This is a genomic window from Streptomyces sp. 891-h (assembly GCF_022760275.1).
Lineage (GTDB): Bacteria > Actinomycetota > Actinomycetes > Streptomycetales > Streptomycetaceae > Streptomyces > Streptomyces spirodelae.
Genome location: NZ_CP050693.1, coordinates 7,408,908 through 7,422,805 on the forward strand (window position 1 = coordinate 7,408,908; position 13,898 = coordinate 7,422,805).

Annotated in this window: 12 protein-coding genes and 4 pseudogenes; 4 read left to right on the top strand and 12 right to left on the bottom strand. The window is 68.9% G+C overall.

Annotation, left to right across the window (positions count from 1 at the left end):
• Positions 1-44 precede the first annotated feature (44 nt).
• Positions 45-3,638, top strand: a complete 3,594-nt coding sequence (putP, locus tag HC362_RS32870) for a sodium/proline symporter PutP (protein ID WP_243087991.1) — start codon at positions 45-47, stop codon at positions 3,636-3,638.
• Positions 3,639-3,692: 54 nt separating this feature from the next.
• On the opposite strand, the gene HC362_RS34980 is transcribed toward putP, so the two are convergent.
• The 6 genes from HC362_RS34980 to HC362_RS32895 form a co-directional block, all read right to left on the bottom strand.
• Entirely contained in the window at positions 3,693-3,821 is a 129-nt protein-coding gene (locus HC362_RS34980) for a hypothetical protein (protein WP_279240164.1), read from the bottom strand.
• 254 nt (positions 3,822-4,075) lie between these two features.
• Positions 4,076-4,879 carry an ABC transporter permease gene (locus HC362_RS32875; protein WP_243087992.1) on the bottom strand — a complete coding sequence of 268 codons (804 nt, stop codon included), beginning with the start codon at positions 4,877-4,879 and terminating at the stop codon, positions 4,076-4,078.
• On the bottom strand, positions 4,876-5,811 hold the full coding sequence (locus tag HC362_RS32880) for an ABC transporter ATP-binding protein (protein WP_243087993.1): 936 nt from the start codon (positions 5,809-5,811) through the stop codon (positions 4,876-4,878). Before HC362_RS32880 ends, HC362_RS32875 begins: the two co-directional genes overlap by 4 nt.
• A gap of 159 nt (positions 5,812-5,970) precedes the next feature.
• The gene (locus HC362_RS32885; protein WP_243087994.1) at positions 5,971-6,294 is read right to left on the bottom strand and encodes a transcriptional regulator; all 324 of its coding nucleotides are present in this window, start codon (positions 6,292-6,294) and stop codon (positions 5,971-5,973) included.
• On the bottom strand, positions 6,291-6,755 hold the full coding sequence (locus HC362_RS32890; RefSeq protein WP_243087995.1) for a hypothetical protein: 465 nt from the start codon (positions 6,753-6,755) through the stop codon (positions 6,291-6,293). The genes HC362_RS32885 and HC362_RS32890 overlap by 4 nt, the downstream gene beginning before the upstream one ends.
• A 351-nt stretch (positions 6,756-7,106) precedes the next feature.
• Positions 7,107-7,727, bottom strand: a complete 621-nt coding sequence (locus tag HC362_RS32895; RefSeq protein ID WP_243087996.1) for a TetR/AcrR family transcriptional regulator — start codon at positions 7,725-7,727, stop codon at positions 7,107-7,109.
• A gap of 170 nt (positions 7,728-7,897) precedes the next feature.
• On the opposite strand from HC362_RS32895, the gene HC362_RS32900 reads away from it, so the two are divergent.
• A complete protein-coding gene (locus HC362_RS32900; RefSeq protein WP_243087997.1) occupies positions 7,898-8,800 on the top strand; it encodes an NAD(P)-dependent oxidoreductase in 903 nt (300 codons plus the stop codon).
• Between the two features lie 503 nt (positions 8,801-9,303).
• Here HC362_RS32900 and HC362_RS32905 read toward each other — a convergent pair.
• The 4 genes and pseudogenes from HC362_RS32905 to HC362_RS32920 form a co-directional block, all read right to left on the bottom strand.
• Positions 9,304-9,918: a DUF4865 family protein gene (locus HC362_RS32905; protein WP_243087998.1), complete on the bottom strand. Its 615-nt coding sequence runs from the start codon at positions 9,916-9,918 to the stop codon at positions 9,304-9,306.
• Between the two features lie 27 nt (positions 9,919-9,945).
• The gene (locus HC362_RS32910; RefSeq protein WP_243087999.1) at positions 9,946-10,356 is read right to left on the bottom strand and encodes a cupin domain-containing protein; all 411 of its coding nucleotides are present in this window, start codon (positions 10,354-10,356) and stop codon (positions 9,946-9,948) included.
• A 140-nt stretch (positions 10,357-10,496) separates the two neighbouring features.
• Positions 10,497-10,606 (bottom strand): annotated as a pseudogene (locus tag HC362_RS32915) (TetR/AcrR family transcriptional regulator); the annotation flags it as partial.
• Between the two features lie 72 nt (positions 10,607-10,678).
• Positions 10,679-10,836 (bottom strand): annotated as a pseudogene (locus HC362_RS32920) (IS5/IS1182 family transposase); the annotation flags it as partial.
• 44 nt (positions 10,837-10,880) lie between these two features.
• Between HC362_RS32920 and HC362_RS34985 the strand changes: the two are divergent.
• Positions 10,881-11,039, top strand: a pseudogene (locus tag HC362_RS34985) (hypothetical protein); the annotation flags it as partial.
• A gap of 124 nt (positions 11,040-11,163) precedes the next feature.
• Positions 11,164-11,577 (top strand): annotated as a pseudogene (locus tag HC362_RS34990) (Tn3 family transposase); the annotation flags it as partial.
• A gap of 217 nt (positions 11,578-11,794) precedes the next feature.
• Here the strand turns inward: HC362_RS34990 and HC362_RS32930 are convergent.
• Positions 11,795-13,096, bottom strand: a complete 1,302-nt coding sequence (locus HC362_RS32930; RefSeq protein WP_243088000.1) for an erythromycin esterase family protein — start codon at positions 13,094-13,096, stop codon at positions 11,795-11,797.
• Between the two features lie 86 nt (positions 13,097-13,182).
• Positions 13,183-13,875, bottom strand: coding sequence for a CatB-related O-acetyltransferase (locus HC362_RS32935; RefSeq protein WP_243088001.1), 693 nt, complete (start codon positions 13,873-13,875; stop codon positions 13,183-13,185).
• Positions 13,876-13,898: the final 23 nt, after the last annotated feature.

The window sequence follows — 13,898 nt, forward strand, 5'->3', positions numbered from 1 at the left end:
CGATGGTCGCCTCCGGGCTCAGGAACCTCTCCAGCGGGAACAGTATGTTCGAATTGAGTACGCCGATTGTGACCGTGGTCGCCGTGTACGTGGCCGCCATGGTCGGAATCGGCGTCTGGGCCTACACCCGCACCCGCACCTTCGCCGACTTCGCCCTCGGGAGCCGCAGGCTGAGCGCGTTCGTCGCCGCTCTGTCCGCAGGGGCCAGCGATATGTCCGGCTGGCTGTTTCTCGCACTTCCCGGAGCGGTGTACGCCGCCGGCCTCGGTGCCAGTTGGATCGCGGTCGGCCTGGCGGCCGGCACCTATCTCAACTGGCTCTTCGTCGCGCCGAGGCTGCGCACCTACACCGAACGGGCCGGGAACGCGGTGAGCCTCTCGGCCTATCTGGAGGAGCGCTTCGAGGACCGCACCCGGTTGATCAGGATGGTCTCGGCGGCGGTCACTCTGGTGTTCTTCACCGTCTATGTCGCCAGCGGTCTGGTGGCCGGAGGGTTGCTGTTCGAGCAAGTGTTCGACTTCCGGTTCGGGCTCGGCGTGACGGTGACGGCCCTGGTGATCGTCACCTACTCCTGTCTCGGCGGCTTCCTCGCTGTGAGCCTGACGCATGTGATGCAGGGCACGCTGATGTTCCTCGCGCTGGTGGTGCTCCCGGTGACGGGCGTCGCGGCCCTCGGGGGTTTCGGGTCACTGGGCACCGCCCTCGACGACAAGGGACCGGGCCTGCTGGACATGGGCGCCGATGTCCAGTACGCCGACGGCCAGTGGTCACCGGGCGGGGGGCTCGGCGCCGTCGCGATCGTCTCGCTGCTCGCCTGGGGCCTGGGCTACTTCGGCCAGCCGCACATCTTGGCCCGCTTCATGGGCATCCGCAGTATCCGTGCGGTTCCAGCGGCCCGCCGTATCGGCACCGGGTGGGTCCTGGTCGTACTCGCCGGGGGCACGCTCGTCGGCCTGGTGGGCATCGCCAAGCTCGGTACGCCGCTGTCCGACCCGGACACGGTGTTCATCGTCCTGAGCCGGACGCTGCTCAATCCGTGGGTGGCCGGGGTGATGCTGGTCGCCGTACTGGCCGCCATCATGTCGACCGCGGACAGCCAGCTCCTGGTGTCATCCGTGGCTCTCACCGAGGACTTCTACCGCGCGCTCCTCAACCGGAGCGCCTCGGACAAGGCGCTGGTGTGGGTCGGCCGGGCCGCGGTCGGCCTGGTCATCGTGGTGGCCTTCCTGATCGCGCTCCAGGCCGGCGGGCTGCTGAGCATCGTCGCGTATGCCTGGGCCGGATTCGGTGCCGCCTTCGGGCCGGTCGTCCTCCTCTCGCTGTACTGGCCGCGGATGACCTGGGCGGGGGCCATGGCCGGGATGGTGTCGGGCGCGGCCACGGTGCTTCTCTGGGAGCAGATCAACCCGCTGCTCGGACCACTCGAGTCAGGCATCTACGAAATGGTCCCCGGCGTGCTCGTCGCCACGGGGGCCGCACTGCTGTTCGGCAGGTTCGTCGGCCGGCCGCCGACCCGGGCCTTCTGGCGGATGCCCGGCGGCGGGGTGAGCCAGCTGATGCTCGTGCCGTCCCTCACCCACGCACCCGTCGGCATGGCCGTTCTGGACACGGACCTGCGCTACGTCTGGGTGAATGAGCCACTCGACCGCCTGATCCCCCTCGAACAGCGGTTGGGACGACCGGTGACAGATGTGCTGCCGAAGGAGGAGGCGCAGGCGTTCGAGGAGAAGATGCGGTCGGTCCTGGAGACCGGGGCCCCGGTGATCGACTACGAGTTCCGCGGCCCCCGGTACACGGACCCGCGCCGCAAGCGTGCCTTCTCCGCTTCCTTCTTCGTCATGAAGGACCGTCAGGGCCGGCACGTGGGCATCTGGTACATGATCATCGACGTCACCGAGCGCTGGCAGGCACAGGAACGGCTGGCCCTGCTGAACGAAGCCGCCGTCCGCATCGGCACCACGCTGGACGTGACGCGGACCGCGCAGGAGCTGACCGACCAGGCCGTGCCCTCGCTCGCCGACTTCGTCGCCGTCGACGTACTGGACTCGGTCATGAGGGGCGAGGAACCCGCCCCCGGGCCGGTCGGCATGACGCCCGTTCTGCGGCGCGCGGGGCAGCAGTCGGTGCGCGAGGGCTGCCCGGAGGCCAGCTGGGCCGTGGGGGAAGCCGTCCGGCGTGCTCCGTCGTCGCCCGTGACCCGCTGCCTGCTGCAGAGCAGAACGCTGGTGGAACGGACCCTGGACCCCTTCACCAGTCCCTGGGTGATCGAGGACCAGCCCCTGGGAGCCTCCGTCCGCGCGTTCGACTTCCGTTCGCTGATGGTGATCCCGGTGCGGGCGCGCGGCGTCACCATGGGCGTGGCGACGTTCGCCAGGTCGCAGGACCGGGAGCCCTTCGAGGAGGACGACGTGCGTCTCGCCGAGGAGCTCGTCTCCCACGCGGCGGTGTGCGTGGACAACGCGCGCCGCTTCACCCGCGAGCGCACCGCTGCCCGTTCCATGCAGAGCTTCCTGCTGCCACAGGAGCTGACCGCGGGCTCCGCGCTGGAGGTGGCGTCGTGGTACCTGCCGGCAGATGCCCCCAGCGGCGTGGGCGGGGACTGGTTCGACGCGATTCCGCTCTCCGGCGCCCGGGTCGCACTGGTCGTCGGGGACGTGGTCGGACACGGCATCAACGCGGCGGCAACCATGGGGCGCCTGCGTACCGCAGTGCGCACACTCGCCAACCTGGACCTCCCCCCGGACGAATTGCTCGCCCATCTGGACGACCTCGTCATCGGCCTCATGGAGGCACCCGACCGCGAGGGGCCGACGGAGGAACCGACGGCGGCCGAGGGCGAGACCGCACGCGCCGCGTTCCTGGGGGCCACCTGCCTGGTCGCGGTGTACGACCCGGTCAGCAGGCGGTGCACCCTGGCACGGGCCGGCCATCTGCCGCCCCTGATCGTCGGCCCCGACGGAAGCGCCGACACCCTGGACCTGCCGGCCGGACCACCACTCGGCCTCGGCTACCTCCCCTTCGAATCCCTCGAACTGGAGCTGGCCGAGGGCAGCCTCATCGCGCTCTACACCGACGGCCTCATCGAGACCTACGACCGGGACATCGACGTCGGACTCGCCCGACTGGGTGAAGCCCTTCTGGCACCCCGGCCGACGCTGGAGGAGACCGGCCGTAACGCGCTCGACGCCATGCTGACCGGCCCGCCGGCCGACGACGCGGCCCTGCTGCTGGCACGGACCCGTGTCCTGGCCCCGGACCAGGTCATCTCCTGGGACGTGCCCAGCGATCCGGCTGCTGTCGCCCAAGCACGCACCCTCGCGGGCGAGCAGCTGGGGGAGTGGGGCATGGACGAGCTGACGTTCACCACGGAACTGATCGTGAGCGAGCTCGTCACCAACGCCATCCGCCATGCGACCGGGCCGGTCTGCCTCCGCCTGATCCGCGACCGCTGCCTGATCTGCGAAGTCTCCGACGCCAGCAGCACATCGCCGCGCCTGCGCCACGCCCGCACCACCGACGAGGGAGGCCGGGGCCTGCTGCTCGTGGCCCAGCTCGCCCAGCGGTGGGGTACCCGCCATACGGCCACCGGCAAGGTCATCTGGACGGAGCAGTCCATCCCCACCTCTCCGGCCGTCTAGGAAGCGACGACGAGGAACCTGGCAATTTCCTTCACCGTCGCGGCACCGTGGAGCTCAGGGCTGTGCCTCGGGAGTGCTGAATTGGACCTGCCCGCTGTCGGCGAACAGCTCCAGACGGGAGCAGTTGGCGCACTGGACGCCGGTCGCCGACGCGTTCGCCCAGTCCAGATTCAGCAAAGTCATGCCCGCGGTGTTGAGTTGCACTTCCCGGTCCCAGAACAGCGTGCCTCGGCACAGCGGGCAGAGCAGTTGAAGCTCGCCGACCCACACCAGCCACGGCCCACGGTAGCGACGTGCTCGGCCTGCCACTGTTACCACCCCGTTCTCGTTGTTGATCGCTATGTGTCGGTTCTGTCTGTCGCTTCGGGAAACCCTCCGGGCACACCTGCCGTGCGGCAGCGAACTGCGGCGGAGGGGTATCAGGACGAGCCGCGTCGTCATTCGGGCCTGGGGTCCCAGCGGAAGCGTCGGACCGCCACCGCCGCTCCGAGGACGCCCCAGAGCACCAGCACCAGAAGGTGCCGCCAGGCGAAGCCGCCGTCCGGGCCGATTGCCTGCAGCAGGGCTTGGTTGAACGGCCGTACCGGCAGCACGCCGGTGATGTTCTCAAGGATCGCGTTGTGGACGGGCATGTACGTGCCGGACATGAACACGAGCGGGAAGAGGATGAACTGCACGACGGCGGGTGCGGCTTCCGCGTTTCTGATCAGTGAGGCCACCGCGAAGCCCAGCGCGCAGAAGCTGGCCGAGCCGAGTACGAGTGTCACGGCGACGGGCAGCCATGCCGCGGCGCTCGGTATCGGAACGTTGTAGAGGCGCCCGACGCCGACGATGAGCAGGACATCGACGATGCTCACCATCACGCAGTGTGCCAGCAGGCCGACGAAGTACATCCACGGCGGCAGCGGCGTGGCTCGAACCCGCTTGAGGATCCCGTTCTGGCGTCGCGTCGACAGGACGATGGCCAACTGGCTGTAGCAGGAGCCGAGCACTGACATGGCGGCGAGCGTCGTCACGTAGTACTGGAGAGCTGAGAGTCCGCCGAAGTACGGGCTGGGCGTGGCGCTGTCGAACATGAGGCCGAAGACTGCGATGACCACGACCGGCAGGACGAAAGTGAAAAACGCACTTTGCGGATTGCGCCAGAAGGTGAGCTGTTCGTAGCGGATCTGGTGCAGAAGAACAGTCAGGTCGCGCTGGGGAGTGCGCTGGATGACAGTGCTGTTCACGGTGCTGCTCACAGTGCGTTCCCTCTCGTCGCCGGCTCTGGCGCGTCGCGGTCGGTCAGGTCGAGGTAGATGTCCTCCAGGCTCGGCCGCTCGACCGTCAGCTGGTCGAGGACCGTGCCGCGCCGCAGCGCCCAGTCGGTCAACCGGTGCAGGGTCGCGGTCGGTTCGTCGGTCTCGGTCACGACCCGTGCGCCCTTGCCCGGTATCGCGTCCACCGGCAGATCGGCTGCTGTGGACCCGGCCGGGGGGACGAAACTGATGCGCACGCGTGAGGTGTCGCGTCCACCGAGGTTCTCCGGCGTTCCCTCGGACACGATGCGCCCGTCGGAGATCACTGCCACACGGTCGGCCAGCTCTTGCGCCTCCTCCATGTGGTGTGTGGTGAGCACGACGGTGGTTCCGGCCTCGCGCAGATTGCGAACGACCTGCCACGCGCTCCGGCGTGCGCTCGGGTCGAACCCGGTTGTCGGCTCGTCGAGAAAGAGCAGATCCGGGTTGCCGATCATGCCGAGTGCGAGGTCCAGGCGGCGCTTCTGCCCACCCGAGAGCGCTCGTACCTTTCTGCGCTCCAGACCTGAGAGATCGACGAGCTCGATCAGTTCGTCGACGTCACGCGGGTTTCGGTAGTAGCCCGCGTTGCGGGCGATGGTTTCGCGGACCGTCAGGTACGGCTCGACCGCGATGTCCTGCAGCACCAGCCCGATGCGTTCGCGCAGCTCCCGGGCCACCGCCCGGTCGCCGGGGTCCAGCCCGAGCACTTCGACGCGTCCGCCGTCACGAGCGCGGAATCCCTCGAGGATCTCCAGCGTGGTGGACTTCCCCGCGCCGTTCGGCCCGAGCAACGCGAAGATCTGCCCCCGCTCGACCGTGAAGCTCACCCCCGCCACGGCTTTCACGGAGCCGTAGCTCTTGCGCAGCCCTTCCACAGCGACCACATCAGACATGAACACCTCTCTTCCGGTGCGCACACCCGGCGGTGGGACGCACCTGTGTCGCAGCCCCCCGTGTGGTGCCGCGTGTACTTCGATACGAATCGCCGCGCAGCTCAGCCGTCCGTCGGTCTCACTCCGCGCTCGCTGCAGCGGGCGGCACGCCGGTAGCCGTCACGGATTGGTCGCTGGTCCGTCACCTGGTTCCGCGGCTGAGGCAACGATCTGTCGCAGAGCTGCGACATGCCCGTTGAAGGCATCCCGGCCGGCAGGTGTCAGCCGGGCCCGTACCCTCCGCCGCCTGCCGTCGAGGCGGCGTTCCGTGACGACGTACCCGGCTCCTTCCAGCGTTGCCAGCTGCTTCGACAGAGCCGAGTCGGACATCCCGAGCCGGTCCTTGAGGAAGGCGAACTCCGCCCAGTCGGCGGCTGCCAGGGTGGCGACCAGCGAGAGCCGGGTGCTGGGATGGATCAGCTCATCGAACTGTGGGTCGGTCATGCCCGCGCCCAGCGGCGGAGTACGCGCAAGATATCGGGTCCGCCGAACCCGGTGATCGCAGCTGTCAGCAGCGCCGCCCAGATGGCCGGATGGTCGGCGCCATCGGCGTTGAGCGCGAGTGCCACCACTACCGTGATCCCGACGAGTCCGAGGAGCATGCCGACAACGATCAACGGAATCCGTCGACCGGCGACCGCCGCGCTGACCTGGAGCCCGCTCGTGCGCCGACGGCCGCTGAGCAGGCGTGCGGCGAACGCTGAGTGCCCCACGCCGAAGCCGACGGTCGCAACCGCGGCCAGCCACACCGGTCCGGCGTGGGCGATCAGGCTCAGAACCAGCCAGCCGGCTGCCATGGCCCACCAGTAGCCGCGAGGCAGGCCCACCTCCGCAGCCACCTGGCGCTGGGCGTGGTCCACCAGGCCGAGCGCGTCACCGGCCTGTTCTGCGGCGGAGTTTTCCATGGCATTCTCACTTTCCTGGTGGGAAAGTGATGACACCACTTTCCTGGCAGGAAAGTCAAGGGCGGGAACGGGGGCACACTCTTCGACCGGCACGCCGGTACCAGCGGCAGCGCGGTCTGGCCCGCCTGCACAAGGACCATGCCGTCGCCGTCGAGGGGCCGCACCGCGCCCGGCAGCTGGGGGAGGCGGCGGCCCGGCCGCGCCGCCGCCCTCTCCGCCGATCGCGTCCGGGCAGGCATCCCGCCCTACTTCCTGAAACCGCCCCTGCTCCCGCTCCGTTGCGGCACTCGCTCGCCCCGCGAGCGGTGAGGGCAGACATGCCCGGGGGTCCGTGCAAGTCGAGGCGTAGCCTCAACCGGTCGGCGGCTGCGGGGCGTTGACCACGGCGGAGTCCAGAAGGGGACCCAGCTCCCGGGCTGCGTTCGTCAGTGCACGGTTGTCCTGTGCGGACCGCGCCATGAGGACAGCTCCTTCCAAGGTGCTGATCATGAGCGTGGCGAGCGCACTCGCGCGCCCCTCCGGTACGCCCATCTCGGCGAGAGCTTGGGCGAGCGCCTCGGTCCAGGTGCCGAACGCGGCGGCGGTGGCCTCCCGCGTCGCGGTGGTGGACTGTGCGCAGTCCACCGTCGCAGCGGCCACCGGACAGCCGCCCGCGAAGCCTGTCTTCTCGTACTCGTCGGTCCACTGGCGCACCATCTCGGCGAACAGCCTGCTCGGTGTCGGCTCGGGCAGCGCGGCACGGAAACGCGCGATCCGCTTGCCCGCGTAACGGCCGGCCCACGCCACCGCCTCGTTGACGAGCTGCTCCTTGCCGCCGGGGAAGTAGTGCTGGAGCGAACCGCGCGGTGCCCGCGCGTGTGCGGCGACGTCTCGCATACCGGTGGAGGTGACCCCGTCGCGCCGGATGAGCTGGGCCGCGCTGAAGACCATGCGCTCGCGTGGCCCGTGTCCACTCGCCTCTGCCTCCGCCATTCCCGCCCTTTCCGTGTCCCGTTCCGAGCAGTGCCCACCCTATGACCGGCGTCATTACAGCGACTACTATGACCACCGTCATAGTGGCGACGACGGCTGCCCGCCGAGCCGCTGATCTGTGAGTCATCCAGACGGCTCGACTGCGGACGAGCCGAGAACGGCGGTGCATCGTGTACGTGGGATTCGTCGGTCTCGGAGCCATGGGGCAGCCCATGGCGCTGAACCTCGCTCGTGCGGGGACCCGACTCGTCGTCTGGAACCGCACCCCGGCCAGATGTGCGCCCCTCCGTGTCGCAGGAGCGGAGGCGGTGGCGGACCCCTCGGAGGTCTTCGACCGGGCGGAGACGGTGCTGTGCATGCTGGCCGACGAGACCGCCCTTGACACGGTCCTGGGGCGCGGCACCCCGCATTTCCCCGCGCGCGTAGCCGGGCACACCATCGTGCACATGGGCACGACCTCACCGCAGCACTCGCGGGGTCTGCACGGCGACATCCGTGCCGCGGGCGGCCGGTACGTCGAGGCTCCGGTATCCGGCTCGCGGGTCCCAGCGGAGCAAGGTGAACTCGTCGTGCTGCTGGCGGGGGACGACGACGCCGTCGAGGCCGTCCGCCCGCTGCTGGCTCCCCTGTGCCGGGACACCTTCGGCTGCGGCCCCGTGCCCGGCGCCCTGATGATGAAGCTGTCGGTGAACCTCTTCCTGATCACGCTCGTCACCGGTCTGGCGGAGGCGTTCCACTTCGCCGACCGCCACGGGCTCGACCAGCGTCTGTTCCTCGAGGTACTGGCGGCGGGCCCGATGGCCAGTCCCGTCTCCAAGATGAAGGCTCCCAAGCTGCTGACCCGGGATTTCGCCGTGCAGGCGGGAGCCGCCGACGTGCTGAAGAACAACCGGCTGATCGCGGAAGCCGCACGCAAGGCGGGTCTTGCCTCACCCCTCCTCGATGTCTGTCACGCCCTTTACGGTGAGACGGTGGCGCAGGGGTACGCCGACGAGGACATGGTCGCAGTGCTGAGGGCGCTGGAGGCCCGGACCGACGGCGCTGCCGGAGGGAGAAGCGGGTGTCAGCGGTAAGGCCCGGACCGGCTGAACCCCGCACCCGACCTGCGCCCGCTGACGCACCGTTTCCTCCAGCGCGGTCAGTTCCACCGCCGCCTCGTAGGTCAGCAGTTCCAGATGGTGGTCGAGGTGGTGCGGCTCCAGCCGGTCGAAGGGATAGTACGGGGGGTGCCTGGTGCGCTCGGGCCATCGGGTGTGGGCGTCGGGCAGCCGGCCTGCAACTGGGAGAACCGCAGCGGGCGCTGCAGACCGACAGGCGATGAGGGGCTCGACCGAGCCTGTCCTGCGGTGCTCTGGTCGCGACCCTCCAACTCCGCACAGAGGCCATGAACTCGGCGACGAGAACCCCCGGCTCTTCCCGCTCGAGCACGGTGGCTCGGCGTGGCCGGCCGCTACAGCTTCACGTCCTCCGTCCCGTCCGGCGGTGGTCCGCGGCCCCGGAGGGAACCCCGCCGGGGCTGCGGACGACTACGAAGAGAGGGCGTGGCGCACGATGACGATGTCGGGTGCGAAGGTGCTCACCAGTTCCGTCCCTCCGGCAGGTCGCCCAGGCCGGGGGCGGACAGGTGCAGCACTTCGTAGCGCTCGGTCGCTTCCTTGTCCGGCGCGGAGGAGTCCGCCCACAGCACGAACCGCAGCAGTTGCCAGTGGTGGGGGTCGACGGCCAGCGCAGCGGTGTGCACGCTTTCATGGCTGCTGAGCCGTTGCAGCTGTTCGACCTCCTGCTCGATCCGCACGGAGAGGCCCAGTCCGGTGCCTTCCGGGTCAGCGTCGGAGGGTATCGAGGTGAGGCGGCGTGAAGCCGCCCTTGGAGGCGCCGTGCGGGCGGGCCCGGCGTGGCACGCGATGCCCGTCCAATGCCGGGCGACAGGGCGGCCGAAGTCCCGGACGATGTTCTGGATCCCTCCGCCACCGACGAGGAAGTGGGCCATCGCGCCGGTGTCGTTCCACAGGTAGAAGGGCGCGTACTGGTTGACTGGCGAGCCGTCGATACCGCGTTCGCGGATGACATACGCCTTCAGACCCAGTCCGGCTCGGTCGTCGAGGATGTGGCCGCCCTTGGCCACCCGTGCGCGGATGATTCCCATGTCGTAGTCGGCGGGCAGGGGGATCTCGTACTGTTTGGCATACACGACGATGCTGCCTTTGTTCGTGGGCGATCAGTGGGCAAGCAGGCTGGCGAGGTATTCGGCCTCGGTGACATGGCTGCCGCGTTCGGCTTCGGTGCCGTCCTCGGCGACTTCCTGGATGGCGAGATGCGTCATGAAGGTGGTGGGAGAGGCGCCGTGCCAGTGCCATTCGCCCGGTGCGATGCGCACACTGTCGCCGGCGCGGATGGTCTGCACCTCTCCGCCCCGGCACTGGACGAGCCCTGTCCCCTCAGTGACGTGAAGGACCTGGCCGAAGGGGTGGCGATGCCAAGCGGTACGTGCGCCCGGCGCAAAGTGAACGCTGTCGGCCCGGAAGCGTGACGTCCCCTCGGGCGCGGCAATCTCGTCGATCCATGCCGCGCCGGAAACCCATTCGGACGGTGCGAGTTCGGTGGGGCGTGGTGTACGGGAGACACGCATGGAAGGCAGGACCTCTCTGCTCGAAGGTGGGGAGACGTGTGCGGCCAGCAGGGCAGCACTCCCGTGATCGCCTGGTCGGATGACCGCAACAGGTCGGCGGCGCGGGCCAGGACGTGGCCGCCCTGCGGAGCCGGGAGGACGGCTGGCTGCTGGATGACCTTCGGGCTCGTGCCGGTGTAGCCGCGTTCCCACAGCAGTTCGCGAGTGCTCTCGATGAAACGTTCCGCAGGGCCATGGAAGCAGTGTACATACTAGTAGGTACACAGCTGCACGACGCCCTGGACCGCATGATGGAGGCAGTTTCAGTGGTGTCGGCAGTCGCGGAGGCCCGCCAGGCGTGCACGTCCGCGACAGTGACCGGCACCGGCCGGGCCGCCGCGACCACCAGGCGGGTGTCGGCGTCCACGAAGACCTGCACGTTCGCCGAGAACCGGTAGTTGGTGACGAGGAGCCGACGCTGCGGTCGCCTACCGGGACCAGGTGCCGTCGACTTCCTCACCGGCTTCACCGAGGAGTTCTCCTCGGTGGCCGCCTACGAGCGCATCGAACGAGACGTCCTGCAGGGCCGCTTGCTGCTGGCCCTCTTCGCCGTGGGCACGCACATGGGCATCCGGGCGATCGTGGCGACCGGCGAGCACGGCGAGAGCGAGGCAGCGCTGCGGCACATCCGCCGGCACTTCATCACCGTCGACAACCTGCGGGCCGGCGTCACCAGGAAGGTGAACGCCACCCTCGCCGCCCGCGACCACCGCATGGTGGGGCCGCGACACCGCGTGCGCGTCGGACTCGAAGAAGTTCGGGTCCTGGCCCTCGAACTTCATGACCGAGTACCACGCCCGATACGGCGGCAACGGCGCGATGATCTACTGGCACGTCGAGCGGAAGAACGCCTGTATCTACTCCCAGCTCAAGAGCCGTTCGTCGGCCGAGGTCGCCGCGATGATCGAGGGCTTGCTGCGGTACTGCACCGAGGCCGAGATCGAGTCGAACTACGTCGACACACACGGTGCGAGCGTCGTCGGGTTCGCCTTCACCGAACTGCTCCACTTCCGCTTACTGCCGAGACTGAAGAACATCGGCAGCATCCGCCTGTACCGCCCCGGACGACGCCCCGCCCGGCTGGCCTGCGCTCGTGCACGTCAACACACTGCTGGTGCAGCAGGTCCTGGCCGAACCGGCATGGGCGAAGAAGCTGAGCGGCGAGGACAAGCGCGGGCCTGACCGCGCTTTCTGGCCGAACATCAACCCGTAGGGCGCCTTCCGCCTGGACATGAGCAAGCGCATCGACCTGGAGTCGGCCACCGCCGTGCCCCCCGAACCCCCGCGGAGGCTGGCGACCAGCCGGCGGCGGGTTCGGCTCCCGGAACGGTGAGGGATGGTTCCGGCGCTGGGTCCGGGTGTATTTGCTCGGCCTCACCGTCCGGGTCATTGGCCCTTCTCACATGCTCTTGAGGTCGTCGGCGACGGTGGAGATCGGGGTGTGGAGGATGGCGTCGAACGCCTCAAGGATGGGGGTGTGGAGGTAGGCGCTTTGGATCCGGATGCGGTCAGGGCCCGGGGCGAAGTCGGCGTTTCCACGGGCCGTCTGCGGGCGTGCCGGGTGGAGATCGGCGATACTGAGCCCGAGTTCGGCGTCGGCGAAGGCGGCTTCGATGCTTCCCGGCTCGGCCGGCTCAAGCGCGGTGGCGTCGATGGTGAAGCCGAAGGGTGTGCTCTCGTCGCGGGGCATGTCCGCGGTATGTCCCTTGGTGCTCGTCAGACCGAGGGCGAAGTAATCATCGCCGAGCGCGCGGTGCAGGTGCTGTCCCATGGGGAGTCCCGTGAGGTGGCCGTTGAAGGACACCGGTGTCTTCTGGATGTGGGCGTTGTGAGCCTCCAGCACGATGCGGGTCCCGGGTTCGAAGCGGTCCAGGTGCCACAGGACCGTCTCGGCCATGTAGACGTCGCGGGCCGAGGTGTCGGCGGTCAGCCCTTTGCCGGTGAAGAGGCCGGCCATGGCACGGAAGGTGTAGTCGGCGTGGCAGGCGCCTTCGAGTCGGCGCACGGCGATGTCGTAGCTGTGCTGGTTGCCCCGGGAAACATACAGCGGTTCGACGGAGCGGAACCGGATGAGCAGGCGCGTCAGGGTTGCGCTGAGGGCGTCCTGTTCGGCGGTGGTCAGGCGTGCCCACGCGGGCGCGGCGACGGCCCCGGAGCCACCGGCGAACGATTCGGCGATCCGCATCGCCTCCTGGACGACTGGCAGGATTTCGGGATCGATCCGGCGCAGGTAGTCGGCGACCGGGGCCAGGGCGGGAAGCAAGGACCCACCGGCCGCCGGAATGTCGACGCCTGTGAAGCGCACCGGTGTTGAGGCGGTTCGGTTGTGCCCGCGTATCCAGCGCAGCGGCGCGCCGACTCCCACGGGGATCGTCCCGGCGAGGTGCGCCGACAGCTCGTCGTCCGCCCCCTCACCCTGGGCCCATGCGTCAAGGGGGAGACCTTCGCTGAAGCCGTACTCGAAGGCCAGGACGGTGAATCCGCAGCGCTCGGCCAGGAACCGCAGGATGCGCTCGCGCATGGATGCGAACTCGTTGATGAAGTGGGAACTTTCGCCGATCGCGACGACACGTGCGTCGCCGATGATGGCGCGCAGCGGTTCCAGGTCGTCGAGTGGTGCCTCGGGGTCGAGGTGGTCGAGGGGGATGGCGTGGGTGCGAAGCCAGTCGGCGAACGGGTTGTGGTGGGGCGAAGCAGGCATGCTGACAGCTCGATTCTCGGTGCTGGAACGATGGATCGCGGATAGGGGAGGGGGACACCGCGCGGGTCGTCCTGGGCCGGGTTCGTTCAACGGTCCCTGGGGCTGGTGGTTGTTGGGTCCAGACGTTCTGTTTCCACGTGCCCGGCCGCAGCGCTCTCCAGGTCGTCGACGCTGCCGGACATGATCGTGCGGAGGTGTTCGGTGATGTCCTTGAGCGGCCAGTCCCACCAGGCCAGGGCCAGGAGACGGTTGATGTCGGCGTCGCTGTAGCGGCGGCGGATGAGGCGGGCGGGGTTGCCGCCGACGACGCCGTAGTCGGGGACGTCGTCGACGACTACGGAGCCGGAGGCGATGACCGCTCCGTGGCCGATGCGGACGCCCGGCATCACCGTGGTCCGGTAACCGAACCAGACGTCATGGCCCACCACGGTGTCACCCCGTCCGGGCAAGCCGGTGATGAGATCGAAGTGCTCGGCCCAGGAACCGCCCATAATCGGAAAGGGGAACGTTGAGGGGCCGTCCATGCGGTGGTTGGCGCCGTTCATGATGAACCGCACGCCATCGCCCAGCGCGCAGAACTTCCCGATGACCAGCTTCTCCGGCCCGTAGTGGTAGAGCACGTTGCGGGTCTCGAAGGCGGTCGGGTCATCGGGGTCGTCGTAGTAGGAGAACTCTCCGACCTCGATCAGCGGCGAGGTGACCAGCGGCTTCAGCAGCACCACCCGCGGCTGCTCGGGCATCGGATGGATCACGTTCGGGTCGGCGGGAACAGGTGGCATCACGAATTGCTTCCTTCCTGAAG

What these genes read in the sequence shown, in the direction of transcription:
- putP (WP_243087991.1), top strand. Translation starts at nt 45, where the DNA reads ATGTTCGAATTGAGTACGCCGATTGTGACCGTGGTCGCCGTGTACGTG.
- HC362_RS32880 (WP_243087993.1), bottom strand. Translation starts at nt 5,811, where the DNA reads ATGTCTGATGTGGTCGCTGTGGAAGGGCTGCGCAAGAGCTACGGCTCC.
- HC362_RS32910 (WP_243087999.1), bottom strand. Translation starts at nt 10,356, where the DNA reads ATGCGTGTCTCCCGTACACCACGCCCCACCGAACTCGCACCGTCCGAA.
- HC362_RS32930 (WP_243088000.1), bottom strand. Translation starts at nt 13,096, where the DNA reads ATGCCTGCTTCGCCCCACCACAACCCGTTCGCCGACTGGCTTCGCACC.
- HC362_RS32885 (WP_243087994.1), bottom strand. Translation starts at nt 6,294, where the DNA reads ATGACCGACCCACAGTTCGATGAGCTGATCCATCCCAGCACCCGGCTC.
- HC362_RS32890 (WP_243087995.1), bottom strand. Translation starts at nt 6,755, where the DNA reads ATGGAAAACTCCGCCGCAGAACAGGCCGGTGACGCGCTCGGCCTGGTG.
- HC362_RS32895 (WP_243087996.1), bottom strand. Translation starts at nt 7,727, where the DNA reads ATGGCGGAGGCAGAGGCGAGTGGACACGGGCCACGCGAGCGCATGGTC.
- HC362_RS32935 (WP_243088001.1), bottom strand. Translation starts at nt 13,875, where the DNA reads ATGCCACCTGTTCCCGCCGACCCGAACGTGATCCATCCGATGCCCGAG.
- HC362_RS34980 (WP_279240164.1), bottom strand. Translation starts at nt 3,821, where the DNA reads ATGACTTTGCTGAATCTGGACTGGGCGAACGCGTCGGCGACCGGCGTC.